We start from the raw sequence: 23,964 nt of genomic DNA on the forward strand, positions 1-23,964 counted from the left end.
CCATCAAGGGCGCCGACCTCCATCGAGGGCCCGGACTTCCACCGAGGGCGCCGACCTCCATCGAGGGCCCGGACTTCCACCGAGGAGATGATGATGACCCGACGGGGTTGGCTGCTGTTCGCCCTGATGAGCGTGATCTGGGGGGTGCCGTACCTGCTGATCAAGGTGGCGGTCGAGGGCGTCTCCGTGCCGGTGCTGGTCTTCGTCCGCACCGCCGTCGGGGCCGCCGTACTGCTGCCACTGGCCGTGCGTGGCCTCCGGTCCGCCCGGTTGCGTCAGCACTGGCGACCGCTCGTCGCCTTCGCCGCCCTGGAGATCGTCGTGCCGTGGTGGCTGCTCACCGACGCCGAACGGCAGATCAGCAGCTCGATGACGGGTCTGCTGATCGCCGCCTCGCCGATCATCGCGGTGCTGGTCGGGCGGCTGACCGGCGACGGCGAACGGCTCGGCGGGGCCCGCTGGACCGGGTTGGCCGTCGGACTCGCCGGAGTGGCCGTGCTGGCCGCTCCGGGACTGCGTGGCGGAGACGTCCGGTCGATCGCCGAGGTGCTGCTCGCCGCGACCTGTTACGCGATCGCGCCGGTGATCCTGGCTCGGCGGCTGGCGGACGTACCGGCGCTGCCGACGACCGCCGTCTGCCTCGGCCTGGCCGCCCTGCTGTACGCGACCCCGGCCGCGCTGACCTGGCCGACGGTCCTGCCCGACGGTCGGGTACTGGCCGCCCTCGCCGGCTTGGCGGTGCTCTGTACGGCCGTGGCGTTCCTCGTCTTCTTCGCGCTGATCCGCGAGGTCGGCCCCGCCCGCGCGCTGGTGTTCACGTACGTCAATCCGGCGGTGGCGGTCACCGCCGGGGTGCTGGTGCTCGACGAGCCGGTGACCGTTCCGGTGGTGCTCGCGTTCGTACTGATCCTCGCCGGCTCGGTGCTGGCCACCGGCCGACGGAGCGACACCCCGACCGGGACCCCCGCCGACCCCTCGGTCAAGGTGCCGGCGGGGAACCGCCCCGAAACCGTGCGCGCCGTCAGCGGCCCCAGCCCGGGTCGCGGCCGGTGAGTCCGAGCACCCGGTCCAGCATCGGTGCCGAGTCCGGTACCGGCACCTCCGGTCCGAAGACACCCATCGCCCGGCCCTGCTCGGCGAACCTCCCGACCTCCTCGTGGAGGTAGCCGAGCAACTCGTCGTCCCAGCTCCGGTCCTGGCCGGTCGCCCGGGCCAGGTCCCAGCCGTGCACCACCAGTTCGCCGATGACCATTCCGCCGACCAGCGACGCCGGCAGCTCGGTCGGGCCACCCATGTGGGTGCCGCCCTGCCACGCCTCGGGCCGCGCCCAGGCCGTCGCGACAGCTTCCACCAGTGCCCGCAGCGCCGCCGACCAGTCGCCGCCGGTCAGATCCAGCTCGGACTCGGCGTCGGCCGGCGGCGGTACGGTCTCCTTCCGGGCCGCACCCTCCAGCGACGGGCCCCAGAACAGCAGGTGGTTGACCAGCTTGCGGACGTCGTACTCGCCGCAGGGGGTCGGGTTGTCGAGCTGGTCGGGCTTGATCTCGTCAACGATCCCGGTCAGCGCGCTGGCCGCTCGGGTCACCAGTCGTACGTCAGGCATGCCGACCACAGAACCACGGCACCTCGGCGGAGGTCTTGAACAAACGCGACATAGCCTGGTCCGCGTGGTGGCCAGGGACGAGCGTGAGCTGGCCGGCGCCTGGACGAGGTTCCAACGGCACTCCGTCGCGGCCCCGTCCCCGGACCTGGCCCCGTACGTCGAGCGCTACTGGCTGGTCTCCTGGGCGTACGAGGAGCCGTACCGCCAGCTGGTCGTGCCGTACCCGAACGTGCACCTGACCTTCGTCGGCGACACCGCGACGGTGCGCGGGGTGAGCAGCGGGCACCAGTACCGGGTACTTGCCGGCACCGGCACTGTCTTCGGGGTGGCGTTCCGGCCGGGCGGCTTCCGGCCACTGCTCGGCGCCCCGGTCTCGACCCTCACCGACCGGTCGGTACCGGCGCGGGCGGTGTTTCCGGGCGAGCCGCCGGGTCGGCCCGACGTGGCGACGGTCGAGTGTTACCTGCGGAACCGGCTGCCCGACCGGCCGGACCCGAGGGCGGCGGAGGCGGCGGAGATCGTGGCCGCGATCGCCGCCCGGCCGACCGTGCTCCGGGTCGACACGCTCGCGGACGAGGCCGGCCGTACCGTCCGTGGCCTGCAGCGGCTCTTCGCCGACTACGTCGGCGTCGGGCCGAAGTGGGTGATCCGCCGCTACCGGCTGCACGAGGTGACCGAGCGGCTGGCCGCCGGTGGTTCGGTCGACTGGGCCGGGCTGGCGGCCGACCTCGGCTACGCCGACCAGGCACACCTGGTCCGGGACTTCACCAGCATGTTCGGCGAGTCACCGACCCGGTACGCCGCCCGCTACTGACCCGTCCGCTCGTCCCACGGGGTCCCTGGACGCGGACCGGTGGCGCGCCCCCGGGGTTGGGCACCCCGGCGACGCGCCACCGTTGTCGGGCGGGTCGGTCAGACGGTGGGCTGCGACGACATCGCGGCGACGAGGACGAGGATGAACCAGAGCACGCCCAGCACGGTGAAGACGATGCCCAGCCAGAACCCCGCCTTGGCGAGGCCCTCACCCTGCTCGCCGGTCTGCCGGATCTGCTTCTTGGCGACCGCGCCGAAGACGATGCCCAGCGGTGCGAAGACGAAGGCGAAGACCAGGGAGAGGATCGCCATCACGTTGGTGCCACGTACCGGTCCGGAAACCTGCCCGCCCGCTCCGCCGGTTGTCTCGGTTGCCATCTCTCCTCCTCGGGGTGACTGTGTGACGGGAGTTACCCAGACTGATGCGCCGACTAACGGACCGTCCTCTGTGTTGCGAATTCGAGACCGACCACCGGGAGACGAAGGACCTGCCCTAACCGAGCGGGCCCACCTCGGCCTCGATCGCGGCCCGCAGCTCCTGGCCGGCGACCACCGCCCGGGCCGCCTCCATCGCCGGGGCGAGGAAGATGTCCGGGCCCGGCTCGCCGACGAAACCCCGGACCGCCGCCAGCGCCGCCCGCCCGGCCGGCGACGGGGTGAGCGGGGCCCGCAACTGCAGTCCGCGTACGCCCGCGATCAGTTCGACCGCCAGCAGGCTGGTCAGGTTGTCCAGCACGGTCCGCAGCTTCCTGGTCGCCGCCCAGCCCATCGAGACGTGGTCCTCCTGCATGCCGCTGGTCGGCAGCGAGTCGACCGAGGCCGGGGCGGAGAGCCGGCGGTTCTCCGCGACGATGCCGGCGGCGGTGTACTGGGCGATCATCAGCCCGGAGTTGACCCCGGCGTCGGGGGAGAGGAACGCCGGCAGGTCCCGGGACCGGGTCACGTCGAGCAGCCGGTCCACCCGACGTTCGGCGATCGCCCCGACCTCGGCGGCGGCGATCGCCAGGAAGTCGGCGGCGAAACCGAGCGGGGCGCCGTGGAAGTTGCCGGTCGACTCGACCCGGCCGTCCGGCAACACCACCGGGTTGTCCACCACCGACACCAGTTCCCGGGCCGCCACGTCGGTGACGAACCCGAGGGTGTCCCGGGCCGCACCGGCGACCTGGGGCGCGCAGCGCATCGAGTACGCGTCCTGCACCGCGTGCGCCAGGTCGTCCCGGTGCGAGTCCATGATCCCCGAGCCCTGCAGCAGCCGGTGGATGTTCGCCGCCGAGACCGCCTGCCCGGGGTGCGGGCGGATCGAGTGCAGTTCCGGCAGGAACGGCCGGTCCGAGCCGAGCATCGCCTCGATGGCCAGCGCCGCCGTCACGTCCGCCATGGCGAACAGGTGGCCGGCGTCCGCGATCGCCAGCAGCAGCATGCCGAGCATGCCGTCGGTACCGTTGACCAGCGCCAGCCCTTCCTTGGCGGCGAGCGTGACCGGGCGCAGCCCGGCCGTGCGCAGCGCGTCGGCGGCGTCGGCCCGACCGCCGTCCGGTTCGAGTACCCAGCCCTCGCCGAGCAGCACCAGCGCGCAGTGCGCCAGGGGCGCCAGGTCGCCGGAGGCGCCGAGCGAGCCGTGCTCCGGCACCCACGGGGTCACGTCGGCGTTGAGCAGGTCGACCAGGGCCTGGACCAGCTCGGGACGTACCCCGGAGTGGCCGAGCGCCAGCGACCGGATCCGCAGCAGCATCATCGCCCGGACCACCTCCCGGGGCATCGGGGCGCCGACCCCGGCGGCGTGCGACCGGATCAGCGCGTGCTGCAGTTCGGCCCGGCGCTCCGGCGCGACGAAGGTGGTGGCGAGCGCGCCGAACCCGGTCGAGACCCCGTACACCGGGCGGCCGGTCTCCTCGATCCGGTCCACGATCGACCGGCTCGTCGCCATCGCGGCCAGGGTGGCGGGATCGAGGGTGACCGTGGCGTTGCCACGGGCCACCGCGATCAGGTCGGCCGGGGTTATCCCGGTGGGGGTGACGGTGACGACGGGTCGGGTCACGGTTGACATGCTGGTACTCCGTTGTGCAGGACCTGGCTGATCAGTGGAACCCCCGGCCGGTAGGCCAGGTGCAGATACGAGGGCGCGTCGAGGATGCTCAGGTCGGCCCGCGCCCCGGGCCGCAGTACGCCGATGTCGTCGCGGCGCAGCGCCCGCGCCCCGCCGGCGGTCGCCGCCCAGACCGCCTCCGCCGGGGTCATCCGCATCTCCCGGACCGCGAGCGCGACGCAGAACGGCATCGACGAGGTGTACGACGAACCGGGGTTGCAGTCGGTGGCCAGTGCGACCGTCACGCCCGCGTCCAGCAGGCGCCGGGCGTCCGGGTACGGCGACCGGGTGGAGAACTCCGCCCCGGGCAGCAGCGTCGCCACCGTGGTACTGCTCTCCGGCTCCGAGACCCAGGTGGTGACCGTCGAGGCGAGTGCCTCGATGTCGGCGTCGTCGAGATGGGTGCAGTGGTCCACGCTCGCCGCGCCGAGCTCCACCCCGAGCCGTACCCCCGGTCCCGGGCCGAGCTGGTTCGCGTGCACCCGTACGCCGAGTCCGGCGGCCTGCCCGACGGTGAGGATCGCCCGGGCGTGGTCGGCGTCGAAGGCGCCCCGCTCGCAGAAGACGTCGATCCACTTCGCGTACGGCAGCGCGGCCCGGAGCATCGGCCCGCAGACCAGGCCGACGTAGTCGTCGGGGCGGTCGGCGTACTCGGCCGGGACGACGTGCGCGCCGAGGAACGTCGTCTCGGTGGTGAACTCGGCGGCGATCCGCAGCGACCGGGCCTCGTCGACGACGCTGAGGCCGTACCCGCTCTTGATCTCGATCGTGGTGGTGCCCTGCCGCAGCGCCTCGGCACGCAGCCGCCCGACGGTGCCGCGCAGGGTGTTGTCGTCGGCCGCCCGGGTGGCGGCGACCGTGGTCCGGATCCCGCCCCCGGTGTACCGCTCACCGGCCATCCGGGCGTTGAACTCGGCGGCCCGGTCCCCGGCGAAGACCAGGTGGGCGTGGCTGTCGACGAAGCCGGGCAGGACGGCGGCGCCACCGGCGTCGATCCGCCGGTCGGCGGCCGGCGCGTAGCGGGCCGGGCCGAGCCAGGCCACCTGGCCGTCCTCGACCAGCAGCGCCGCCTTGCGCCGGATGCCGAGCGGGCCGCCCTCACCGGTGCCGGCCACGTTGGTGACCAGCTCGCCGATGTTGTCGATCAACAGGTTCACCGGGTCACCGCCTCGATGGCCGCCGTCAGCGCGGCCGGTACGTCGATCGTCGCGTGCCGGCCGTCCCGGACCACCGTCCGACCGTCCACCAGTACGTCGGTCACCTCGGCGGCGGTCGCCGCGAAGAACACCCCGACCGGCGGCACCCCGGCGGTACGCGGGCTGTCCAGCCGGACGGTGACCAGGTCGGCCCGGGCGCCGAGGGTGATCGTGCCGGCGTCCGACCAGCCCAACGCGGTATGCCCGGCGGCGGTCGCGGCGTGCCGCAACTCGCCCGTGGTGAAACGGCCGCGCTCCCGGGTGGCCAGCCGCTCGTCCAGCTCCACCGCCCGGGCCTCCTCGAAGAGGTCGATCACCGCGTGGCTGTCGCTGCCCAGGCTGATCGGGCAGCCCGCGTCGGCCAGGTCCCGGGCCGGGCCGATCCCGTCGGCCAGGTCCCGCTCGGTGGTCGGGCAGAGGCAGACCCCGGTCCCGCTGTCGCCGAGCAGCTTCCGGTCCGCGTCGGTCAGGTGGGTGGCGTGCACCGCCGTCGTGGCCGGGCCGAGCGCGCCCGCGTCGGCCAGCAGCCCGGTCGGGGTCCTGCCGTGGTACGCCAGACACGCCTCGTTCTCCGCCGGCTGCTCCGACAGGTGGACGTGCAGTGGGGCGTCGCGCTCCCGCGCCCAGTCGGCGACCATCGGCATCTGCTCGGCGGGTACCGCCCGGACGGAGTGGATCGCCGCACCGACCCGGACGTGCCGGCCCTCGGGGGCGAACGCGGCGGCCCGCTCCGCCCAGCGGACCGCGTCCCCGTCGCCGAACCGCCGCTGCGGGCCGGCCAGCGGCTGCCCGTCCACCGTCGCGGTCAGGTAGCAGGTGTCCAGCAAAGTGATCCGGATCCCGGCCTCGGCGGCGGCCTCGACCAGCGCCGCCCCCATCGCGTTCGGGTCGGCGTACCGGCCCCCGTCCGGGCGGTGGTGCAGGTAGTGGAACTCGCCGACGCAGCTGACCCCGGCCAGCGCCATCTCCGCGTACGTGGCCCGGGCCAGCGCCAGGTAGCTCTCCGGGGCGAGCCGCTCGGCGACCGCGTACATCCGCTCGCGCCAGCTCCAGAAGTCGCCGCGTCCGCCCTGGGTCCGCCCCCGCAGCGCCCGGTGGAAGGCGTGCGAGTGGGCGTTGGCCAGCCCGGGCAGGGTCAGCCCGGGCAGTCGGCGGGCGTCCGACGGGGCCGGTGTGTCCGGGGCGACCCGGGTGAACCGCCCGTCGGCGACCTCGATCAACACGTCGGCGTCCGGCTCGTCGCGGTCCGGCAACCAGGCGTACTCGGCGTGGAACCGTGCAACGCTCATTCGGCGGCCGGGTCGGGTGCGGTGGTCCGGTCGGGCCTGACGGTCGTGTCGGTTTCCGCGGCACGCCGCAGTCCGGCCGGCTCGGGTGCGGTCGCCAGGTCGGCGAGCAGGTCGGTGAGGTGCCGGATCCCGGCGGCGCAGTCGTCGTCGGTGGCCGCCTCGGCCGGCGAGTGCGACACCCCGGTCGGGTTCCGCACGAAGAGCATCGCGGTCGGCAGGTGGCCGGCGAGAATGCCGGCGTCGTGTCCGGCGGCGGTCGGCAGCACCGGCACCCGGTCGGCGTACACCCGCCGGATCGAGGCGCTCAGCGTGGCGTCGAACTCGACCAGCGGGCTGAGCGACTCCCGGGTCACGGCCAGCGTCGTACCGTCCCGGGTGGCCCGGTCGGCGGCCTTGGCGCGTACCGCCTCGACCAGCGCGTCCAGGGTCTCCGCGTCGGCGGCCCGGGCGTCCAGCCAACCCCGGACCCGGGCCGGTACGGCATTCGTCGCGTTCGGCTCCACCTCGACCCGGCCGACGGTGGCGTGCGCGCCGCGCAGCCGGGCCTCCTTGTTCGCCGCCAGCACCGTGAAGGCGTACGTCAGCATCGGGTCGCGCCGGTCCGCCATCCGGGTGGTGCCGGCGTGGTTCGCCTCACCGGTGAAGTCCAGCCGCCAGCGTCCGTGTGGCCAGATGCCGCTGGCCACCCCGACCGGGGCGTCGAGGTCGACCAGCGCCCGGCCCTGCTCGATGTGCAGCTCGACGAACGCGTCGACCCGGGCGAGGAGGTCAGGGCGTTTCCCCGCCGGCCGGTCGCCGAGCGCCTCGGCGAGGCTGACCCCGTCCCGGTCGGTCAGCGCCGCCGCCCGGTCCGGGTCCAGCGCACCGGTCAGCAGCCGCGAGCCGAGGCAGGGTACGCCGAACCGGGAACCCTCCTCCTCGGCGAAGACCACCACCCCGACCGGTCGGCGGAACCCGGATCCCCGCCGGCCCAGTGCCCGTACGGCGAGCAGGGCGCTGACGATGCCGAGCGGCCCGTCGTAGCCGCCCCCGTACGGGACGGAGTCGAAGTGGCTACCGAGCAGGACGGCACCGCCCTGTTCCGGCGGTGGCCCGTACCAGGCGATCAGGTTGCCGTTGCCGTCCTCGGTGACGGTGTGCGCCCCGGCGGCGACGGCGGTGGCCCGGAACCACTCCTCCAGCCGACGTACCGGCTCGGTGAAGCCGTACCGGAGGTAGCCGCCGGTGCCCGGGTCCCGGCCGATCGGCGCGATCTCGTCCCAGAGCTGGCGGAACTCGGCCACGCCCGTGCTGTTGGGAAGGGGCCCTTCTACAACCGAATCCGATAACAAGGGGCCCTTCCTTACACTTCGGCCATGGGGAGGCGGAGGTTGCCCCGGCGGGCGGCCTCGGCCGCCTCCGGGTAGCCGGCGTCGACGTGTCGGAGCACGCCGGTGGCGGGGTCGTTGGCGAGCACCCGCGCGATCTTCTCGCCGGCGAGGGAGGTGCCGTCGGCGACGGTGACCTGGCCGGCGTGGATGGACCGGCCGATGCCGACCCCGCCGCCGTGGTGGATGCTCACCCATGACGCCCCGCTGGCGGTGTTGACCAGGGCGTTGAGCAGCGGCCAGTCGGCGATCGCGTCGGAGCCGTCGGCCATCGCCTCGGTCTCGCGGTACGGCGAGGCGACCGAGCCGGCGTCCAGGTGGTCGCGGCCGATCACGATCGGAGCGGAGATCTCCCCGGCGGCGACCATGTCGTTGAAGCGGGTGCCGGCAAGGTCGCGCTCACCGTGGCCGAGCCAGCAGATCCGGGCCGGCAGGCCCTGGAAGGCCACCCGTTCGCCGGCCAGCCGGATCCACCGGGCCAGCGACTCGTTCTCCGGGAACAGGTCGAGTACGGCCCGGTCGGTGGCGGCGATGTCGGCCGGGTCGCCGCTCAGCGCCGCCCACCGGAACGGACCCCTGCCCTCGCTGAACAGCGGCCGGATGTACGCCGGCACGAAACCCGGGAAGGCGAACGCCCGGTCGTAGCCGCCGAGCTGCGCCTCGCCCCGGATCGAGTTGCCGTAGTCGAAGACCTCGGCACCGTTGTCCTGGAAGCCGACCATCGCGGCGACGTGGGTGACCATCGAGGCCCGGGCCCGCTCGGTGTACTCGGCCGGCTTGCTGCGGGCCAGTTCGGCGGCGTCCGCCAGCGTCACCCCGTCCGGGACGTACGACAGCGGGTCGTGCGCGCTGGTCTGGTCGGTGACGATGTCGATCTCGACGCCCCGCCGGAGCAGTTCGGGGAAGACCGCGGCGGCGTTGCCGACCACTCCGACCGAGAGCGCCCGGCGGTCCCGCCTGGCGGCGAGTGCCTGCTCCACCGCCTCGTCGAGGCTGTCGGCCACGGTGTCCAGGTAGCGGGTCGCGACCCGGCGGGCCAGCCGTTCCGGGTCGACGTCGACGATCAGGCAGACCCCGCCGTTCATGGTCACCGCGAGTGGTTGCGCCCCGCCCATCCCGCCACAGCCGGCGGTCAGCGTCAGGGTGCCGGCCAGCGACCCGCCGAACCGTTTGGCGGCGACGGCGGCGAACGTCTCGTAGGTGCCCTGCAGGATGCCCTGGGTGCCGATGTAGATCCAGGATCCGGCGGTCATCTGGCCGTACATGGTGAGGCCGAGGTGTTCGAGGCGGCGGAACTCCGGCCAGTTGGCCCAGTCGCCGACCAGGTTGGAGTTGGCGATCAGCACCCGGGGCGCCCACTCGTGGGTACGCAGCACGCCGACCGGCCGGCCGGACTGGACCAGCATGGTCTCGTCGTCGGCGAGCGTGGTCAGGGTCCGGACCAGCGCGTGGTACGACGGCCAGTCCCGGGCCGCCCGGCCGGTCCCGCCGTACACGACCAGGTCGTCGGGGCGCTCGGCGACCTCAGGGTCGAGGTTGTTCATGAGCATCCGCAGCGCGGCCTCCTGGGGCCAGCCGGCGGCGGTCCGGGTGCTGCCACGGGCGGCGCGGATCGGCTCGGGCATGGGAACTCCGTTCTGTGGTGGTGGTCCGGTGCGGCCCCGGTGAAAGGAAGGGCCCCTTCTTATCGTTTTCCGTATAGGAAGGGGCCCTTCCTAACGTCGGTCTGCCTGCGGTTGCGCTGCCTCGGCGGTCGGACGACCAGCCCTGCTATTGGCGACCAGCCCTGCTACCGGATGAACAGCGTCAACCGACGAAGAGTTGTCGGCGGGCGGCGGACTGTTCGAATTCCTCCAGTCGGCGTTGGGCGTCGGCCGGCGCGGCGTCGCAGACCGCCTGCAGCAACACCATCGACATCGCCATCGGCGCGGTGTGCAGGTCGAAGACGAGTTGGGCGCCGACCGCGGCCGGCAGCACGATGTGGGCGTGTTCGGCGGCCGGACTGACCGCCGAGTCGGTGATCACCACGACCGACATCCCGATCGCCCGCGCCTCGGCGAGGGCGTCCAGCACCTCGCGGGGATAGCGGGGGAGCACGATCGCGAGTACGGCGGAGGCGCCGGCCGTACGGGCCTGTTCCAGTCGGTCGGTCAGCAGGCTGCCGCCGGAGTCGAGGACCCGGACGTCCGGGTGCACCTTCGCGGCGAAGTAGGCGAAGTACGCGGCCAGCGGTGCGGCGGCGCGAAGGCCGAGGACGACCAGCGGTCGGCTGTCGGCGAGCAGGGTACCGGCGGTGGTCACCGCGTCCCGGTCGGTGAGCTGTTCGGCAAGTGTGTTCAGGTTCTGTGCCTCGGCCCGGACCGCCCGCTGCATCTCGTTGCCGACCGGCTGCTCCGGGTCGGTTCGGCCGTGACCGGCGGCGGCGATCTCCCGGAGCCGTCGACGCAGCGCGGGGTAGCCGTCGTAGCCGAGGGCCATCGCGAACCGGGTCACCGAGGGCTGGCTGACCTTGGCCAGTTCGGCGACCTCGGCGGCGGAGAGGTAGGCGGCCGAGGCGGCGTTCTGGACCAGGCTGTGTGCGATCCGCCGTTGGGTCGGCGTCAACCGGATGCCCTGGAAGAGATCAAGTACGCGGTCCGTCGGCGGCGCCGCGATGACAGCGCTGTCATTCACGGCAAGACTGTATGCATAAAATCTTTCAGGAGGCAACAGGGCGCCGGAGACGTGATAAAACCATCGGGATGGATGGTACGAAGTTCCGGCGCGCGATCGCCCGCTCCCGGCTCGCCCCCGTCGCGGCCTTTCCCAAGCGGTTCCTGCGGGTCGCCCGGCACGACGCCCGGGTCCTCAACGTCTCGGCCAGGTGGCTGTTCACCTCCCGGGAGCACCACAACTACACCTACGACCTGACCAGACTGAGCCGCGAACACCTGGCCTGGTTCGTCAGCGTCACCTGTGAGGTGCCGGTCAAACAGGTGCGGGCGTACCTCGACGAGATCGAGCACGATGACACCCTGCGGCAGCACATCGAGCGGGCCACCGCCGCCGCCGACCGCCGTGGCCTGGCCGACCGGCGCGTCCGGTACGCCCGCCGGATCGGCTGGTACGCGATCGTCCGGGCCACCCGACCGGGGCACGTCGTGGAAACCGGTGTCGACAAGGGGCTCGGCACCTGCGTGATCGCCTCGGCCCTGCTCCGGAACGCGGCCGAGGGTGCTCCCGGCCGGGTCACCTCGTTGGACATCAACCCGGAGGCCGGTTACCTGGCGAAGGCCGAGCCCTGGGCGACCGTGGTCGACCTGGTGATCGGCGACTCGATCGCCTCGATCAAGGCGCTGGACCGTCCGGTCGACCTCTTCCTGCACGACAGCAACCACAGCACCGGCCACGAGCGGCGCGAGTTCCAGACGGTGGAGCCGAAGCTCGCCCCGGGCGCCCGGCTGCTGACCGACAACGTCACGGTCACCAACGTGCTCGCCGAGCATGCCGAGAAGACCGGCCGCCGGTTCCTCGCCTACCGGGAGACTCCGGCCCGGCACTGGTATCCCGGCGACGGCATCGGCCTGGCCTGGTAACCCGGCGACAGCGTCGGCTGGCGCGGTAGCGCGGGGGACGGTGGGCGGGTAGGCGGACGGCGGTGCGGACTCCCGGAAACCCGGTGCTGTCGGCGGGACCCGCTGTGGCACCGTGGACGGATGCGATTGACCTCGGTGCAGACGTACCCGATCAAGGGCTGTTACCGGCGCGAACACGACGCGGCGCGGGTGGAGCCGTGGGGCCTGGCGGGCGACCGGCGCTGGATGATCGTCGATGACGAGGGCATCGGAGTCACCCAGCGCCAGCTGCCCACGCTGACCGCCGTACACCCGGAACCGACGCCGGGCGGGCTGCGGTTGCGCGCCGCGGGCTGGGCCGCGACCGAGGTCGCCGAACCGACCGAGGGTGAACCGGTCGAGGTGCGGGTCTTCGGGCACCAGCCGGCCGCGCCGGCCCGGGTCGCCGATCCGGCGACGAACGACTGGCTGTCCCGCGTCCTGGACCAGAAGGTACGTCTGATCTGGCAGGCCGACCCGGCCGGGCGGCCGATCCCGGACAGCGCCGGCGTCGAGCCTGCCGACCGGGTCACCTTCGCCGACGGCTACCCCCTGTTGCTGGCGAACCGGGCCTCGCTGGACGCGGTGAACGAGTGGCTGCTCGAGGCGGGCAGCCCGGAGGGGCCGCTGCCGATGACCCGGTTCCGCCCCAACCTGGTGGTCGGCGGGGCGGCGCCGTGGGCCGAGGACACCTGGACCGGCCGGCGGCTGCGGATCGGCCCGGTGGTCTTCCGGGTGGCCAAGCCGTGCGGTCGCTGCCTGGTCACCACCACCGACCAGGAGACCGGGGTACGTGGCCACGAGCCGCTGCGGACGCTCGGCCGGCACCGCAACGTCAACCGGCAGCTGCTCTTCGGGCAGAACCTGGTGCCGCTGCTCGACCTTCCCGGCAGCGGCGACACAGTCACCGTCGGCGACCCGGTCGACCTGCTCCCCGACTGACGTCGGAGGTGGCCCGGCCGGTCGACGCGGTTCCGGTACCGGCGGCACGGCCCGACTGAGCTCGGAGGTGGTCCGGCCGGTACCGGCCTGGCGCTGGTACCGGCGACACGGTCTCTTCCGGACTGCTGGCCGTGGCGGCGTGTTGCGCGGGTCGAGGACGGTCCGGCAACATGCCCGGGATGATCGACCCGGAGATCCCCGAGCAGCCCGAGCCCACGCCCGCCAGCGCGTCCGATCCGGGAGCGCGAGCCCGACGTCGGCGGTCGGGACGGTGGCTCGCCGGCGGCGGGGCGGCCGTGCTCGCCGCGATCCTCGGCGTCGTGGTGTTCTGGGTCTCCGGCGAGTCGGCCGCCTGCGCCGCCGTCGCGGCGGCCCCGGGCCGGCTCGCCCCGGCCCCGGGCGCGCTGGCCGCTCCGAATCCCGTGCTGGCGGCACCGCTGGCCGCTCGGGCCGGCGTACTGGCCGCCCCGCCGAGCAGCGGCAAGGTCTACCGGGGGAAGGCGTCGCACTACGACGGTGGCAATTCGGGCGGCAACTGTTCCTTCCCCGGTCCGCCGGCCAACCGGCTCTACGCGGCGCTCGGGTCCGCGCTGTACTCCGGCTCGGCCGCCTGCGGCAGTTTCCTCGACGTCACCGGCCCGAAGGGCACCGTACGGGTGATGGTGCTGGACCGCTGTGCCGGCTGCACCAACAACAAGATCGACCTGTCCAGGCAGGCGTTCGCGAAGATCGCCGACCTCTCCCAGGGGATCGTGTCGGTGCGCTACCGGATCGTGGTCAATCCGCCGGTCTCCGGCCCGCTCACCTTCCGGGTCAAGGGCGGCGCCTCGCAGTACTGGTTCGCCGTGCAGGTGGGCAACCATGGCAACCCCCTGAAGTCGGTGGCCGTACGCCGGGACGGTGCCGGTTGGCGGAACGCGAAACGGCAGCCCGACAACTACTGGGTCGTCGACGGCGGACTCGGCAAGGGCCCGTACGAGATCCGGGTCACCGACGTGTCCGGCAACCAGGCGGTGGCCACCGGCATCCGGCTCGAACCCCGCAAGCAGCAGCGCAGCCGCGTCCGGCTCTACGACGACGGCACCGCGCCCACCCCGTCGGCCAGCGCCGGCACGCCTCCGCCGTCGACCCCGACCGGCGTCCCGCCGACGCCGAACGCCGCCTCGGCACCGGACACCCCGTCACCCGCCGCCCCGGTCGTCGGTGCGGCGGCCGGTGGCAGTACGCCCTGCGGATGACAGCGGTACGGGGCGTCGTCGGTGCGGCGGCCGGTGGCGGTACGCCCTGCGGATGACAGCGGAAGCCAGCCGGGTGCGGCGTCGACCGGATCGCCCGGAGGTCAGGACCTCCGACGGCGGACGGTTCCCCGACCGACGGTCCGGGCTAGCGACCGAGCGGCAGCCACATCATGATCTCGTCGCGGTCGTCGTCGGGACCGAGCCGGAGCGCCCCGGGGAGTCGGCCGACCTCCTGGTAGCCGAGCCGCCGGTAGAACTCCTCGACGCCGAGGCCGCCTCGGACGGTCAGGTGCAGCGCCGCCCAGCCGATGTTCCGGGCGACCCGTTCGGCGTGTCGCATCAGCGCCATGCCGTAGCCGTACCCCTGCCGGTCGGGGTGCACCATCACCCGCTTGAGCACACCCCAGTGCGCCTTGAGCCGGAAGCGGTTGTCGGTGAGGAAGAGCAGCGCGACCGGTCGCCCGTCCTCGTACCCGACCAGCATCCGGTCCGGACCGTCGTTCGCCGCCGCGAGCGTGGCCAACGCGAGCGGGCGTACGTCGTCCTCGGTGACCGGTCCGACGAACCCGACGGCGCCGCCGGCGTTGGTCACCGCGGTCCAGAGCGTGACGATCTGGTCGCGTAGCTCGGCGGTGAGGGGAGGATCGACTTCGAAGCGGAGGCCCACGCCGATGATCCTCGTCCGTCGGTGGGGCGGCGCCGATCCGGCCGGCGACCTTCGTGACCGCGCTAACAGGCGACGGACGGTCGCCGCTGGCCGACGGCCAGGTGCTTGGTGCGGGAGAGGGGAGTCGAACCCCTACGCCCGAAGGCACAGGAACCTAAATCCTGCGTGGCTGCCATTACACCACTCCCGCTCGGACGTGAGTCTAGACCGACGACGCGCGCCCGTTCGCAACCCGCCCGACCCTGACGGAAGCTCACTGTCCGGTGTTGCCGGACCGGGCCAGCTGCCAGCTCGACGCCGCCGAGTAGCCGATCATGATGGCGACGATCAGGGCCAGCGTGAGCGGGGGGTCGATCGACACGGCGGCCACCACGGCCACCGGTACGACCCCGAGCACCGCGACCATCGCCCGCGTCCGGGCGATCCCGCCGAAGAGGAACCACTGCAGCGCGACCCCGCTGAGTATCCAGACCACGATCGCCCCGCCGAGCAGCACCCGGAGGGTGCCGGGCAGTCGGCCGGCCTCGTCCGTTGTCTGCTGTACGAGCTGTCCCAGCGTCCAACCGAGAAAGAGGACCGCGATCCCGGCCGGTACGTGGAGGAGGGCGTAGATCTGGCCGCTGCCGAGCCGGCTTCGGATCGGCAGACCGGAGGAGAGGAAGTTGGCGTAGATCCACCAGAAACAGACCGACACGACAAACGCGGCCGCCGCCGCGAGCAGTGCCCGGATCGGAGGGTCGGGCAGCGGCACCCGGCCGAGCACCGTGGTCAACATGGCGCCGAGCAGGATGATCAGGAGTTGGCCGATCCGCTCCGGCAGATGCCCGACGTGCACCGGACTGCGGGTCAGCCAGCGCCAGCCGAGCCACAGGGCGGCGAACTCGCCGAACACCCCGATGGTCCACAGCACCGGGCGGACCGACGGGTCGAGGCCGAACGAGCCGAGCCAGCACAGCCAGCCGAAACCGAATCCGGCCAGGTACACGGCGGCCACCGGGCGGGCCTGCGGCCGGCTGGCGAGAACCCGCAGGTACATCAGGAGCAGCATGCCGCGTACGGTCAGATAGCCGAGCGGAAAGAGCAGCCCGTCGGGTACGCCGTGGGCGCCGAGACCGAGTACGCCGAGTCCGGCCGCCGCCGTCAGGACGAGGAGCCGGTGCGGCGTGTCGTCCGGGTCGAAGCGGTTGTCGTAGAACGCCTGGGTGTACCAGATCCACTCGGCCAGGCAGAAGATCGCCAAGGTGCTGGCGAGCCGGGTCAGGGGCGGGTCGGGGGTGTCGCCGAGCCGGGCGGCGACCGAGGTCAGCAGCAGGGCGAAGACCAGGTCGAAGAAGAGTTCGAGCAGGGTCGCGTGCCGTTCCTCACCCTGCCCGGCCGGGCCCTGGGTCGGCATCCGGAGCAGCCGGCCGACGGCGGACAGCCCGGGGTGGCGCCGCTTCCGGGCGGCGCCGGCTCCCGCGTCGTCTTCGGCCACCACCGACCATCATCTGATCGGCGGGTGGCGGCCGGGGCCTGATCGGGCGAAGCGCCGCCGCAGCCGAGGCTACGGTCGGCGGTTCAGTCCAGGCCCAGGTCGCGGCGCAGTTTGGCGACGTGCCCGGTGGCCTTGACGTTGTAGAGCGCCCGCTCGATCCGCCCCTCCTCGTCGATGACGAAGGTCGACCGGATCACGCCGGTGATGGTGCGGCCGTACGACTGCTTCTCGCCGTACGCGCCGTAGGCGCTGAGTACCGCCTTGTCGCCGTCGGAGACCAGCGGGAAGGTGATCGCGTCCCGTTCACGGAACTTCGCCAACTTTTCCGGCTTGTCCGGGGAGATGCCGACCACCTCGTACCCGGCGGCCTGGAGCGAGGCGAGCGAGTCGCGGAAGTCACACGCCTGCTTGGTGCAGCCCGGCGTCATCGCGGCCGGGTAGGCGTAGAGGATCACCTTGCGGCCGCGCAGCTCCTTGAGGGTGAGCGTTTCGCCGGTGTCGGTGGGGAGCGCGAAGTCGGGCGCGGTCTCCCCGGCGCCGAGGCGGGTTGGCGAGGTCATGGCCCCGACCCTATCGCCAGATGTATCCGAGGTTGCGCCTGGTGTACACCTCTTGCAAAGTCTTGGCAATAGCGTTCGTACGCCCATAGGCTGAGCCGGCCGAGGCGGCGGACCCTGTCCGGCATACAGGAGGTGGCGTGGAAATCCTGGCGATGCACATCTCGAACGGGATCATCAACGGTCCCGTCGCCGCGGCCTTCGCGGCGTTCGCCCTGGTGGCACTGGCGTTCTGCGTGCTCCGCGGCCGCCAGGACCTGGACGACCGACTGGCGCCGATGGCCGGCCTGGTCGCCGCGTTCATCTTCGCCGTGCAGATGCTCAACTTCCCGATCTTCACCGGCGCGGTCAGCGGCCACCTGCTCGGCGGCGCACTCGCCGCGGTGCTGGTCGGCCCCTGGGTCGGTGCGCTCTGCGTGGCCGTGGTGCTGATCGTCCAGGCGCTGGTCTTCGGTGACGGCGGCGTGGCGATGCTCGGCCTCAACATCACCAACATGGCGATCATCGGTACGGCGGTCGGATATCTGCTGATCGCGCTCCTGCTGCGGGTCCTGCCCCGGAACACGAACGGGCTCGCGGTCACCGCCTTCGTCGCCTCGGTGGTCAGCGTGCTGATCGCCTCGCAGGGTTTCGTCCTGCAGTACTGGCTGGGCGGCACCACCGACGTGGGCAGCAGCCTCGGCGGCCTGGCCGGCACGATGGCCGTCGCCCACCTGCTGATCGGCATCGGCGAGGGTCTGATCACCGCGACCACGGTGGTGACCGTGGCCAAGGTCCGGCCCGACCTGGTGTACGCCCTGCGCGGCCTGCGCGCCGCGGCCCCCGCCGCGGGCCCGTTGCCGGCCGGCGGAGGTCTCCGATGAACGGCGCGGTGGCCCCGACGAACGGAGGTGGCACGGTGACGTCGACGAACGGGAACGGTGCGGGAGGACGGATGACCCGGCGGCGGACCGGAGCCTTCATCCTCGGCGGGCTCCTGGTGGCCCTGCTGCTCGCCGGAGTGGTCAGCAACTTCGCCTCCAGCCATCCCGACGGGCTCGACTCGTCGCTGCGCCAGGGCTGCACCTTCGACGCCGACGACAACATCATCGGCGGCAGCTGCCCGGCCCAGGAGGCCAAGGACCACGAGCTGGCCGACTCGCCGCTGGCCGACTACGGCGTACGCGGGATCGACAACCCGTTCCTCTCCACCGGGCTGTCCGGGGTGCTCGGCGTACTGCTCACCTTCGCGTTCGGCGCGGGGCTGTTCTGGCTGGCCCGCCGTCGTACCGGTGGCGAGGGCCCGGGTGGCGCGGACCCGGCCGCCGACGTGCCGGCCGGAGACTCCGCCGGGAGCGTTCCGGCGCAGCCCGACGGCGCACGGTAGCCGGGAGTCGGTCAGATGGGTGCCGGGCACGCGCACGTGCTCTACCAGGACCGGACGTCGCCGGTGCACCGGCTCCCGCCCGAGGTCAAGATCACGGCGATGGTGGTCTTCACCCTCGCCGTGGTCGCCACCCCCCGGGAGGCGTTCTGGGCGTTCGGCGGCTACGCCGTCCTGGTCCTGCTGGTCGCCACGCTGGCCCGGATCGGCCTGCGCTGGCTGGCCACCCGCGCGGTGATCGAGCTGCCGTTCGTGCTCTTCGCGTTCGCGCTGCCGTTCCTCGGGCACGGCGAGCGGGTCGTCTGGCTCGGTCTGGAACTCTCCGTCGACGGGCTCTACGGCGGCTGGAACATCCTGGCCAAGGGCACCCTCGGAGTGCTCGCCTCGCTGCTGCTGGCCGGAACCACCACGATGCGGGACCTGATCCTCGGGCTGGACCGGCTGCGGTGTCCACAGATCATCACCCAGATCGCCACCTTCATGCTGCGCTACCTCGACGTACTGGTCGGGGAGGCCCGGCGGATGCGGGTCGCCCGGATCTCCCGGGGCGACGACCCGCGTTTCCTGTGGCAGTTGCGCGGCTTCGCCGCCGGGGTAGGCGCCCTGTTCCTCCGTGCCTTCGAACGGGGCGAGCGGGTCTACCTGGCCATGGTCGCCCGTGGTTACCAGGGCCGGATGCCGGGCGCCTGGCGGACGGCGGGCGCGGCCACCACCCGGCACTGGCTGGTCGCGGCGACGGTGCCGCTCGCCGCGACCGGCATCGCCGCCACCGCGCTGGTGCTGGGATGATCGGGTACGTGGACACCCTCCCCGCCGCCGACCTGCTCTCCCTCGACGTACGCGGGCTGCACTACAGCTACCCCGACGGGCACGTCGCGCTGCGCGGGGTCGACCTGACGGTGCCCCGGGGCGGGCGGCTCGCCCTGCTCGGCCCGAACGGGGCCGGCAAGACCACCCTGGTGCTGCACCTGAACGGGATCCTCGCCGGCGGCGCCGGCACGGTCACCGTCGGCGGGCTCACCGTGGACCGGGACCGGGCCACCCTGGCCGAGATCCGCCGCCGGGTCGGCATCGTCTTCCAGGACCCGGACGACCAGCTGTTCCTGCCGACCGTCGCCGAGGACGTGGCGTTCGGTCCGGCGAACCTCGGGCTGCGGGGCGCCGAGTTGGAGGCCCGGGTCGTCGAGGCGCTGGACGCGGTCGGGATGACCGAACACCGGGACCGGGCGCCGCAGCACCTGTCGTTCGGGCAGCGCCGCCGGGTGGCGGTGGCGACCGTACTCGCCATGCGCCCGGAGATCCTGGTGCTCGACGAACCCTCCTCCAACCTCGATCCGGCCGCCCGGCGGGAACTGGCCGCGATCCTGCGCCGGCTGCCGGTGACGCTGCTGATGGTCACCCACGACCTGCCGTACGCCCTCGAACTCTGCGACCGGTCGGTGATCCTGGACGCCGGCCGGATCGTCGCCGACGGTACGACCGTCGAGCTGCTCGCCGATCCGGAACTGCTCGCCCGGCACCGGCTGGAGCTGCCGTACGGCTTCGACCCGACCCTGGCCGCCCGGCAGCTCGCCACCCACGACTGAGGTGTAAGGAAGGGCCCCTTCTTATCGCTTTCGGTATAGGAAGGGCCCCCTCCTAACGCACTCTTCCTGACGCGCCCCTCCGCACGCACAGGCGCCCACCACTCGCGGCCGGGCGAGCGGGTCAGCCCAGCCGGTGGGTGATCCGTCGGCGGATGACCAGGACGACCGCGCCGGAGATCACCAGCAGCAGCGCCGTCTCGATGAGCTGGAACCACGGGTAACGGCTCAGCGGCTGGTACGTGATGACCTGTCGCAGGTCGGTGCGGTCCAGGCACTGCGGTGTCGGGTACGTGCTCTGCGGATCCGCGCAGTATTCGCCGGCCGCGCCGGACGTCAGCTCCCGGCCGTCGGATGTCCGGTAGTTGAGGTCGAGCAGCACACCCCGGCGGTCGTTCTTCTCGAAGACGCCACCCGCGTCGGGCGCCATCCCGGCGCCGTCGACGACGACGGTCAGGCCGCCGTCGGCGACCTGCTCCATCAGGGTCGCCATGATCTCGTGCCGGGCCACCGGGTCCAGGTTCGCCAGGGGTTCGTCGAGCAGCAGCAGCCGGGGCCGCTTGGCCAGGGCCAGGACGAGGGCGAGCTGGGCGCGTTGTCCGCCGGAGAGTCGTGCTGCGGCCACGTCCGGGGGTACGCCGAGCCGGCGGAGCCGGTCGCCGGCCCAGCCGTCGTCCCACCCCGGGTTGAGTCGACGGCCGAGGGTACGCAGATCCGTCGCGGTGAAGGTCGGGTAGAGGCCGGTGTCCTGGGCCATGAAGGCGACCTGGGCGAGCATGGCGGGCTCGTCGGCCATCGGGGCGCCGAAGACCCGTACGGTGCCTTCGGTGGGACGCAGCAGGCCGGCGGTCAGGTTGAGCAGGGTGCTCTTGCCGGCGCCGTTCGGGCCGACGAGTGCGACCACGGCGCCCTCGGGAAGGGCCAGGTAGCAGTCCCGCAGTGCCCAGAGACTGCGGTAGCGCCGGCCCAGTGCGCTCAGTTCGACGGCGGTGGTCATGCCGCCCCCCGGCCGGCCGAGCGTCGCAGCGCCTCCGCGACGATCGCCTCGACGTCCTCGTGGTCCAGACCGGCCGCGTACGCGGAGTCGACCCACTCGGCCAGGCGGCGGCGCAGACGGGCCCGGTCGACGGACGAGGTCGTGCCGAGCGGGCGCGCGACGAAGGTACCGAGTCCGGGACGGGCGGTCACCAGTCCCTCCCGCTCCAGTTCCCGGTACGCCTTGAGCACCGTGTTCGGATTGATGGCCAGGCTGGCCACCACCTCCTTGGCGGTGGGCAGCCGGTCGCCGGGCTCCAGGAGCCCGAGTCGCAGCGCGTGTTTGACCTGCTGGACGAGCTGCAGGTAGGTCGACACCCCAGAGCGGGGATCAAGCTGAAACGTGATCACCCGAAACCTCATTCCACTACTCAAGTAGTGGAATGATTGAACAGGGGCGTCGGCCTGTCAAGCACGTACCGAGAGTCGGAGCGTCCGCCCACCCGGGCCGGTGCGGTCCTCGCCAGGTGGGCGTCGGGCCGCCTGGGCGGCGGTGTGCAGCCGGAGCGCACCGGCCGCCGCCAGCCCGAGACCGGCCGCCAGCACGACCGCGACCAGTACCCGGGCCCACTGCGCCGGCCACGGCACCGGGACCACCGAGCGGAGGAAGACGGTGGCGTTCGTCACCCCGGCGAAGAGCGCCAGACAGGTGCCGGCCAGCGCCAGCACGAAGTCGCCGGCCGGTCGCCGGGTCAGCGCGTAGACCGCCGCGGCGAGCGCCGCCGCCCCGGTGACGGCCGGCCAGAGCTGGTTCGTGACCAACCCGAGCAGCATCGCGCCGAACCCGGCGTCGGCGCCCCGGGCCAGTGCGTAGCCCAACGCCGCGACCCCACCGGCGCCGGCGACCCCGGCCAGTACGACGGTGGCCCGCCGACCGGGCCGGGACGCCCGGGGGAGCAGCCCGAGCCCGCCGACCGCGAGTGCGCCGAACACGACTCCGGTCCACCAGGGCAGCGGGTCCGGTGGCGGTACCCAGTCGAGGGTGCCGCGCAGTTCGATCGTCGTACTGCCGTCGCGCAGTGGCACCTGCCAGTCGCGTACCCGCTGTGGCCGGTCCGGAGCGGCGGCGACCCTCGGCGGCGGTCCGTCCTCCAACCAGCGGGTGCGCTGGTCGTGCCAGCGGACCACCGGCTCGGTGTCGACCCGGCGCCAGTCCGGCGGCCGGGTCGGATCGGTGCCGGGCGGCGGGGTGCCGCCGTCCAGTGTCCGGTTGAGGTACGTCGCCGGGGAGTTCGCGTTCTCGTAGACGCCGTCCGGCCGTACCTCCAGGTACGGCTCACCGGCGTAGCCGAGCACCTCGATCGTCCGGCCGGTCCGGTTCTCCAGCTCCAGCCGGGCGCCGCCCTCGACCACCCGTACCCGCAGGCCCGGCACGGCCGGGGTGAGGCCGCCGACGGCGCTGGCGTAGTTGCTGCCGTCCGGCGTGTCCGCGGCGTGCGCGGCGGCCGGGGCGGCGGTGGCCAACGCCCCGAGCAGCCCGGCGGCGCCGGCCAGCAGGATCCGCCGGTACGTCACCCGCCGGCCGCTGTCACGGCGGCGGTGACCGCGTCGGCGCTCGCCTGCACCTGCTTGCCGTTGACCAGGATCGTCGGGGTGCCGTTGATGCCCGCCCGGCTCGCCTCCTCGGTCACGTGGTCGGTCCATTTCTTGAACGTATTCTCCCGGACGCAGTTGGCAAAACTGTCCCTGGCCAGCCCCACCTCGACCGCGACGTCGACGAGCTGGGTGTCGGTCAGCCCAGCGCTGCCCTCCGGCGGCTGCCGGTCGAAGAGCGCCCTGGAGTACTCCCGGAACTTGCCGCTCTGGGCGGCGCAGCCGGAGGCGGCGGAGGACCGGGTCGAGTAGTCGGTGCTGGAGAAGCGGTTGAGGAACGCGACCGGGTGGTACGTGACCCGTGCCCTGCCCTGCGCCACGAGCTGGTCCAGGGTCGGGCCGGCCTGCTGCTCGAACTGCTTGCAGAAGGGGCAGATGAAGTCCTCGTAGACGTCGATGTTGACCGGGCCGGAGCCGAGCACGATGCCGGTGCCCTCCGGGTTGGCGCCACCCGGCGGGGTGAAGTCGCCGGCGTCCTTGCTCGCCGAGACGGCCCAACCGATCAGGCCGGCGGCGACCAGCACCGCCACCGCGCCGATCGAGACCCAGAGGGTGCGCCGGCGGCGTCGTTCCCGGGCCCGTTGCTCGCGTACCACCCGGGCCGGTCGGCTGTCGGGCCGGCCGGGACGCGCCTCGCCGGTCCGGCCGGCCCGGGCCTCTCCGGCCCGGCCGGCCCGCGCTTCCTCGGCCCGTCCCGGGCCCGGCTCTCCCGGCCTGGTCGGCCGACGGCGGCCCTTCCTGTTGGTCATCTCTCCTGCCCCTCCGTCTCCGCCAGCGGGTCCTCGTCCGCCCTCTCCGGCGGGCCCCCGATCACGCCGTCCACCGAGAAGGGCGTCCGGGGCCAGACGAGGAGGAACCCGGCGAGCACCAGGAAGCCGAGGTCACGGAGGACCTCGGCGCCGTACGTCGGATCCTGGCCGGCGGCGAGGTTGCCGCCGCTGCCGAAGCAGCCGCAGTCGATGGAGAGCCCGCGTGCCCACGCCGAGGCGATGCCGGCGACGAAGACCACCAGCAGCACCGCGGAGATCCCGGCGGCCAGCCGGGTGGCGAGGCCGAGCAGCAGGATCACCCCGAGGGCGATCTCGACGAAGGGCAGCGCCGCGCCGATCACCACCGCCAGGTCGTACGGGAAGATCTGGTACGCGTTGACCGCCCGACCCGAGGCGCCCAGATCGCTGATCTTGGAGCCGCCGGCCACCAGCCACACCGCCGCGAGGCCCACCCGGGCCGCCGTGCCGAGCCAGGGTCGGACGGCCAGCCAGCGGCTGCGCCCCGGCGCCCGGATGTCTCCTACGGTCCGTTCAGTCACGGTCATTTCGTCGTCTTGATCAGCGTTACGGTTCCGGCGGGACGGGGTGCCGTCCACGACGTCGCGTTCGGTGGGGTCACGCTCACTTACGGTACGCGGACAATCCCGGCGACACGGGAGCATTTCCCCGGCAGTGCGGGTGATCACGTCGGGCCTGGTCGGACTTATCACGTCGGGAACTTTTCCGCCGGTGATGCCGACTATCGCTACGTGGCAGGGGACAGGATCAGTCGCGGTGGGAGCGGGGCCACGTGAC

24 protein-coding genes, 1 tRNA gene and 1 pseudogene are annotated in these 23,964 nt (G+C 73.0%); 9 read left to right on the forward strand and 17 right to left on the reverse strand.

The window, feature by feature from the left end; translation table 11 throughout:
- Positions 1-93: 93 nt before the first annotated feature.
- Positions 94-1,053, forward strand: a complete 960-nt coding sequence (locus V1633_RS05450; protein ID WP_331213048.1) for a DMT family transporter — start codon at positions 94-96, stop codon at positions 1,051-1,053.
- Here V1633_RS05450 and V1633_RS05455 read toward each other — a convergent pair.
- The gene (locus V1633_RS05455) at positions 1,022-1,603 is read right to left on the reverse strand and encodes a TIGR03086 family metal-binding protein (protein WP_331213049.1); all 582 of its coding nucleotides are present in this window, start codon (positions 1,601-1,603) and stop codon (positions 1,022-1,024) included. The two genes, V1633_RS05450 and V1633_RS05455, sit on opposite strands and share 32 nt — an antisense overlap.
- Before the next feature lie 64 nt (positions 1,604-1,667).
- Here V1633_RS05455 and V1633_RS05460 point away from each other — a divergent pair, with 64 nt between their 5' ends.
- Complete coding sequence (locus tag V1633_RS05460) at positions 1,668-2,417, forward strand: AraC family transcriptional regulator (protein ID WP_331213050.1); 750 nt, start codon at positions 1,668-1,670, stop codon at positions 2,415-2,417.
- 98 nt (positions 2,418-2,515) lie between these two features.
- Here V1633_RS05460 and V1633_RS05465 read toward each other — a convergent pair whose 3' ends face one another.
- From V1633_RS05465 to V1633_RS05495, 7 genes and pseudogenes are all read right to left on the reverse strand, one after another.
- Entirely contained in the window at positions 2,516-2,794 is a 279-nt protein-coding gene (locus tag V1633_RS05465; RefSeq protein WP_331213051.1) for a DUF4190 domain-containing protein, read from the reverse strand.
- Positions 2,795-2,909: 115 nt separating this feature from the next.
- Positions 2,910-4,454 (reverse strand): histidine ammonia-lyase, encoded by a 1,545-nt coding sequence (gene hutH / locus V1633_RS05470; RefSeq protein ID WP_407951962.1) that lies wholly within the window; start codon positions 4,452-4,454, stop codon positions 2,910-2,912.
- On the reverse strand, positions 4,451-5,659 hold the full coding sequence (hutI, locus tag V1633_RS05475; RefSeq protein ID WP_331213053.1) for an imidazolonepropionase: 1,209 nt from the start codon (positions 5,657-5,659) through the stop codon (positions 4,451-4,453). The genes hutH and hutI overlap by 4 nt, the downstream gene beginning before the upstream one ends.
- The gene (locus V1633_RS05480) at positions 5,656-6,987 is read right to left on the reverse strand and encodes a formimidoylglutamate deiminase (protein ID WP_331213054.1); all 1,332 of its coding nucleotides are present in this window, start codon (positions 6,985-6,987) and stop codon (positions 5,656-5,658) included. Before V1633_RS05480 ends, hutI begins: the two co-directional genes overlap by 4 nt.
- A 95-nt stretch (positions 6,988-7,082) precedes the next feature.
- Positions 7,083-8,318 (reverse strand): annotated as a pseudogene (locus V1633_RS05485) (allantoate amidohydrolase); the annotation flags it as partial.
- A gap of 11 nt (positions 8,319-8,329) precedes the next feature.
- Positions 8,330-9,979: a urocanate hydratase gene (hutU, locus tag V1633_RS05490; protein ID WP_331213055.1), complete on the reverse strand. Its 1,650-nt coding sequence runs from the start codon at positions 9,977-9,979 to the stop codon at positions 8,330-8,332.
- 181 nt (positions 9,980-10,160) lie between these two features.
- Positions 10,161-11,027, reverse strand: a complete 867-nt coding sequence (locus V1633_RS05495) for a MurR/RpiR family transcriptional regulator (protein WP_331213056.1) — start codon at positions 11,025-11,027, stop codon at positions 10,161-10,163.
- Between the two features lie 68 nt (positions 11,028-11,095).
- Between V1633_RS05495 and V1633_RS05500 the strand changes: the two genes are divergently transcribed.
- From V1633_RS05500 to V1633_RS05510, 3 genes are all read left to right on the forward strand, one after another.
- Complete coding sequence (locus V1633_RS05500; protein WP_331213057.1) at positions 11,096-11,929, forward strand: class I SAM-dependent methyltransferase; 834 nt, start codon at positions 11,096-11,098, stop codon at positions 11,927-11,929.
- Between the two features lie 120 nt (positions 11,930-12,049).
- On the forward strand, positions 12,050-12,889 hold the full coding sequence (locus V1633_RS05505; protein ID WP_331213058.1) for an MOSC domain-containing protein: 840 nt from the start codon (positions 12,050-12,052) through the stop codon (positions 12,887-12,889).
- A 179-nt stretch (positions 12,890-13,068) separates the two neighbouring features.
- Entirely contained in the window at positions 13,069-14,127 is a 1,059-nt protein-coding gene (locus V1633_RS05510; RefSeq protein ID WP_331213059.1) for an expansin EXLX1 family cellulose-binding protein, read from the forward strand.
- 145 nt (positions 14,128-14,272) lie between these two features.
- On the opposite strand, the gene V1633_RS05515 is transcribed toward V1633_RS05510, so the two are convergent.
- The 4 genes from V1633_RS05515 to bcp form a co-directional block, all read right to left on the reverse strand.
- A complete protein-coding gene (locus V1633_RS05515) occupies positions 14,273-14,794 on the reverse strand; it encodes a GNAT family N-acetyltransferase (RefSeq protein ID WP_331213060.1) in 522 nt (173 codons plus the stop codon).
- 106 nt (positions 14,795-14,900) lie between these two features.
- Positions 14,901-14,984: transfer RNA gene (locus tag V1633_RS05520), tRNA-Leu, on the reverse strand.
- A 63-nt stretch (positions 14,985-15,047) separates the two neighbouring features.
- Positions 15,048-16,268 carry a low temperature requirement protein A gene (locus V1633_RS05525; RefSeq protein WP_331213061.1) on the reverse strand — a complete coding sequence of 407 codons (1,221 nt, stop codon included), beginning with the start codon at positions 16,266-16,268 and terminating at the stop codon, positions 15,048-15,050.
- 83 nt (positions 16,269-16,351) lie between these two features.
- Positions 16,352-16,828 carry a thioredoxin-dependent thiol peroxidase gene (bcp, locus tag V1633_RS05530; protein WP_331213062.1) on the reverse strand — a complete coding sequence of 159 codons (477 nt, stop codon included), beginning with the start codon at positions 16,826-16,828 and terminating at the stop codon, positions 16,352-16,354.
- Between the two features lie 137 nt (positions 16,829-16,965).
- Here bcp and V1633_RS05535 point away from each other — a divergent pair, with 137 nt between their 5' ends.
- The 4 genes from V1633_RS05535 to V1633_RS05550 all read left to right on the forward strand — a co-directional run bounded on the left by V1633_RS05535 (position 16,966) and on the right by V1633_RS05550 (position 19,774).
- Positions 16,966-17,688, forward strand: coding sequence for an energy-coupling factor ABC transporter permease (locus V1633_RS05535; protein WP_331213063.1), 723 nt, complete (start codon positions 16,966-16,968; stop codon positions 17,686-17,688).
- 71 nt (positions 17,689-17,759) lie between these two features.
- Positions 17,760-18,191, forward strand: coding sequence for a PDGLE domain-containing protein (locus V1633_RS05540; RefSeq protein WP_331213064.1), 432 nt, complete (start codon positions 17,760-17,762; stop codon positions 18,189-18,191).
- A 15-nt stretch (positions 18,192-18,206) separates the two neighbouring features.
- Positions 18,207-18,977, forward strand: a complete 771-nt coding sequence (gene cbiQ / locus V1633_RS05545; RefSeq protein ID WP_331213065.1) for a cobalt ECF transporter T component CbiQ — start codon at positions 18,207-18,209, stop codon at positions 18,975-18,977.
- Complete coding sequence (locus tag V1633_RS05550) at positions 18,974-19,774, forward strand: energy-coupling factor ABC transporter ATP-binding protein (RefSeq protein WP_331213066.1); 801 nt, start codon at positions 18,974-18,976, stop codon at positions 19,772-19,774. The genes cbiQ and V1633_RS05550 overlap by 4 nt, the downstream gene beginning before the upstream one ends.
- Positions 19,775-19,895: 121 nt before the next feature.
- On the opposite strand, the gene V1633_RS05555 is transcribed toward V1633_RS05550, so the two are convergent.
- Genes V1633_RS05555 through V1633_RS05575 form a run of 5 tightly spaced genes read right to left on the reverse strand, consistent with a single transcriptional unit; the run spans position 19,896 to position 23,684 of the window.
- Positions 19,896-20,768, reverse strand: a complete 873-nt coding sequence (locus tag V1633_RS05555; RefSeq protein ID WP_331213067.1) for an ABC transporter ATP-binding protein — start codon at positions 20,766-20,768, stop codon at positions 19,896-19,898.
- Positions 20,765-21,157 (reverse strand): GntR family transcriptional regulator, encoded by a 393-nt coding sequence (locus V1633_RS05560; protein ID WP_331213068.1) that lies wholly within the window; start codon positions 21,155-21,157, stop codon positions 20,765-20,767. The genes V1633_RS05555 and V1633_RS05560 overlap by 4 nt, the downstream gene beginning before the upstream one ends.
- A gap of 57 nt (positions 21,158-21,214) precedes the next feature.
- Positions 21,215-22,321, reverse strand: a complete 1,107-nt coding sequence (locus V1633_RS05565) for a hypothetical protein (RefSeq protein ID WP_331213069.1) — start codon at positions 22,319-22,321, stop codon at positions 21,215-21,217.
- Positions 22,318-23,148, reverse strand: coding sequence for a DsbA family protein (locus tag V1633_RS05570; protein WP_331213070.1), 831 nt, complete (start codon positions 23,146-23,148; stop codon positions 22,318-22,320). Before V1633_RS05570 ends, V1633_RS05565 begins: the two co-directional genes overlap by 4 nt.
- A complete protein-coding gene (locus V1633_RS05575) occupies positions 23,145-23,684 on the reverse strand; it encodes a MauE/DoxX family redox-associated membrane protein (RefSeq protein ID WP_331213145.1) in 540 nt (179 codons plus the stop codon). Before V1633_RS05575 ends, V1633_RS05570 begins: the two co-directional genes overlap by 4 nt.
- Positions 23,685-23,964: the final 280 nt, after the last annotated feature.

It is taken from the genome of Plantactinospora sonchi, assembly GCF_036422035.1.
In the GTDB taxonomy this organism is placed as follows: domain Bacteria; phylum Actinomycetota; class Actinomycetes; order Mycobacteriales; family Micromonosporaceae; genus Plantactinospora; species Plantactinospora sonchi.

Bases quoted from the DNA above. Each gene is read 5' to 3' on its own strand.
- V1633_RS05450 (WP_331213048.1), top strand. From the start codon at position 94: ATGACCCGACGGGGTTGGCTGCTGTTCGCCCTGATGAGCGTGATCTGG.
- V1633_RS05455 (WP_331213049.1), bottom strand. From the start codon at position 1,603: ATGCCTGACGTACGACTGGTGACCCGAGCGGCCAGCGCGCTGACCGGG.
- V1633_RS05465 (WP_331213051.1), bottom strand. From the start codon at position 2,794: ATGGCAACCGAGACAACCGGCGGAGCGGGCGGGCAGGTTTCCGGACCG.
- V1633_RS05480 (WP_331213054.1), bottom strand. From the start codon at position 6,987: ATGAGCGTTGCACGGTTCCACGCCGAGTACGCCTGGTTGCCGGACCGC.
- hutU (WP_331213055.1), bottom strand. From the start codon at position 9,979: ATGCCCGAGCCGATCCGCGCCGCCCGTGGCAGCACCCGGACCGCCGCC.
- V1633_RS05500 (WP_331213057.1), top strand. From the start codon at position 11,096: ATGGATGGTACGAAGTTCCGGCGCGCGATCGCCCGCTCCCGGCTCGCC.
- V1633_RS05505 (WP_331213058.1), top strand. From the start codon at position 12,050: ATGCGATTGACCTCGGTGCAGACGTACCCGATCAAGGGCTGTTACCGG.
- V1633_RS05510 (WP_331213059.1), top strand. From the start codon at position 13,069: ATGATCGACCCGGAGATCCCCGAGCAGCCCGAGCCCACGCCCGCCAGC.
- bcp (WP_331213062.1), bottom strand. From the start codon at position 16,828: ATGACCTCGCCAACCCGCCTCGGCGCCGGGGAGACCGCGCCCGACTTC.
- V1633_RS05540 (WP_331213064.1), top strand. From the start codon at position 17,760: ATGACCCGGCGGCGGACCGGAGCCTTCATCCTCGGCGGGCTCCTGGTG.
- cbiQ (WP_331213065.1), top strand. From the start codon at position 18,207: ATGGGTGCCGGGCACGCGCACGTGCTCTACCAGGACCGGACGTCGCCG.
- V1633_RS05550 (WP_331213066.1), top strand. From the start codon at position 18,974: ATGATCGGGTACGTGGACACCCTCCCCGCCGCCGACCTGCTCTCCCTC.
- V1633_RS05555 (WP_331213067.1), bottom strand. From the start codon at position 20,768: ATGACCACCGCCGTCGAACTGAGCGCACTGGGCCGGCGCTACCGCAGT.
- V1633_RS05570 (WP_331213070.1), bottom strand. From the start codon at position 23,148: ATGACCAACAGGAAGGGCCGCCGTCGGCCGACCAGGCCGGGAGAGCCG.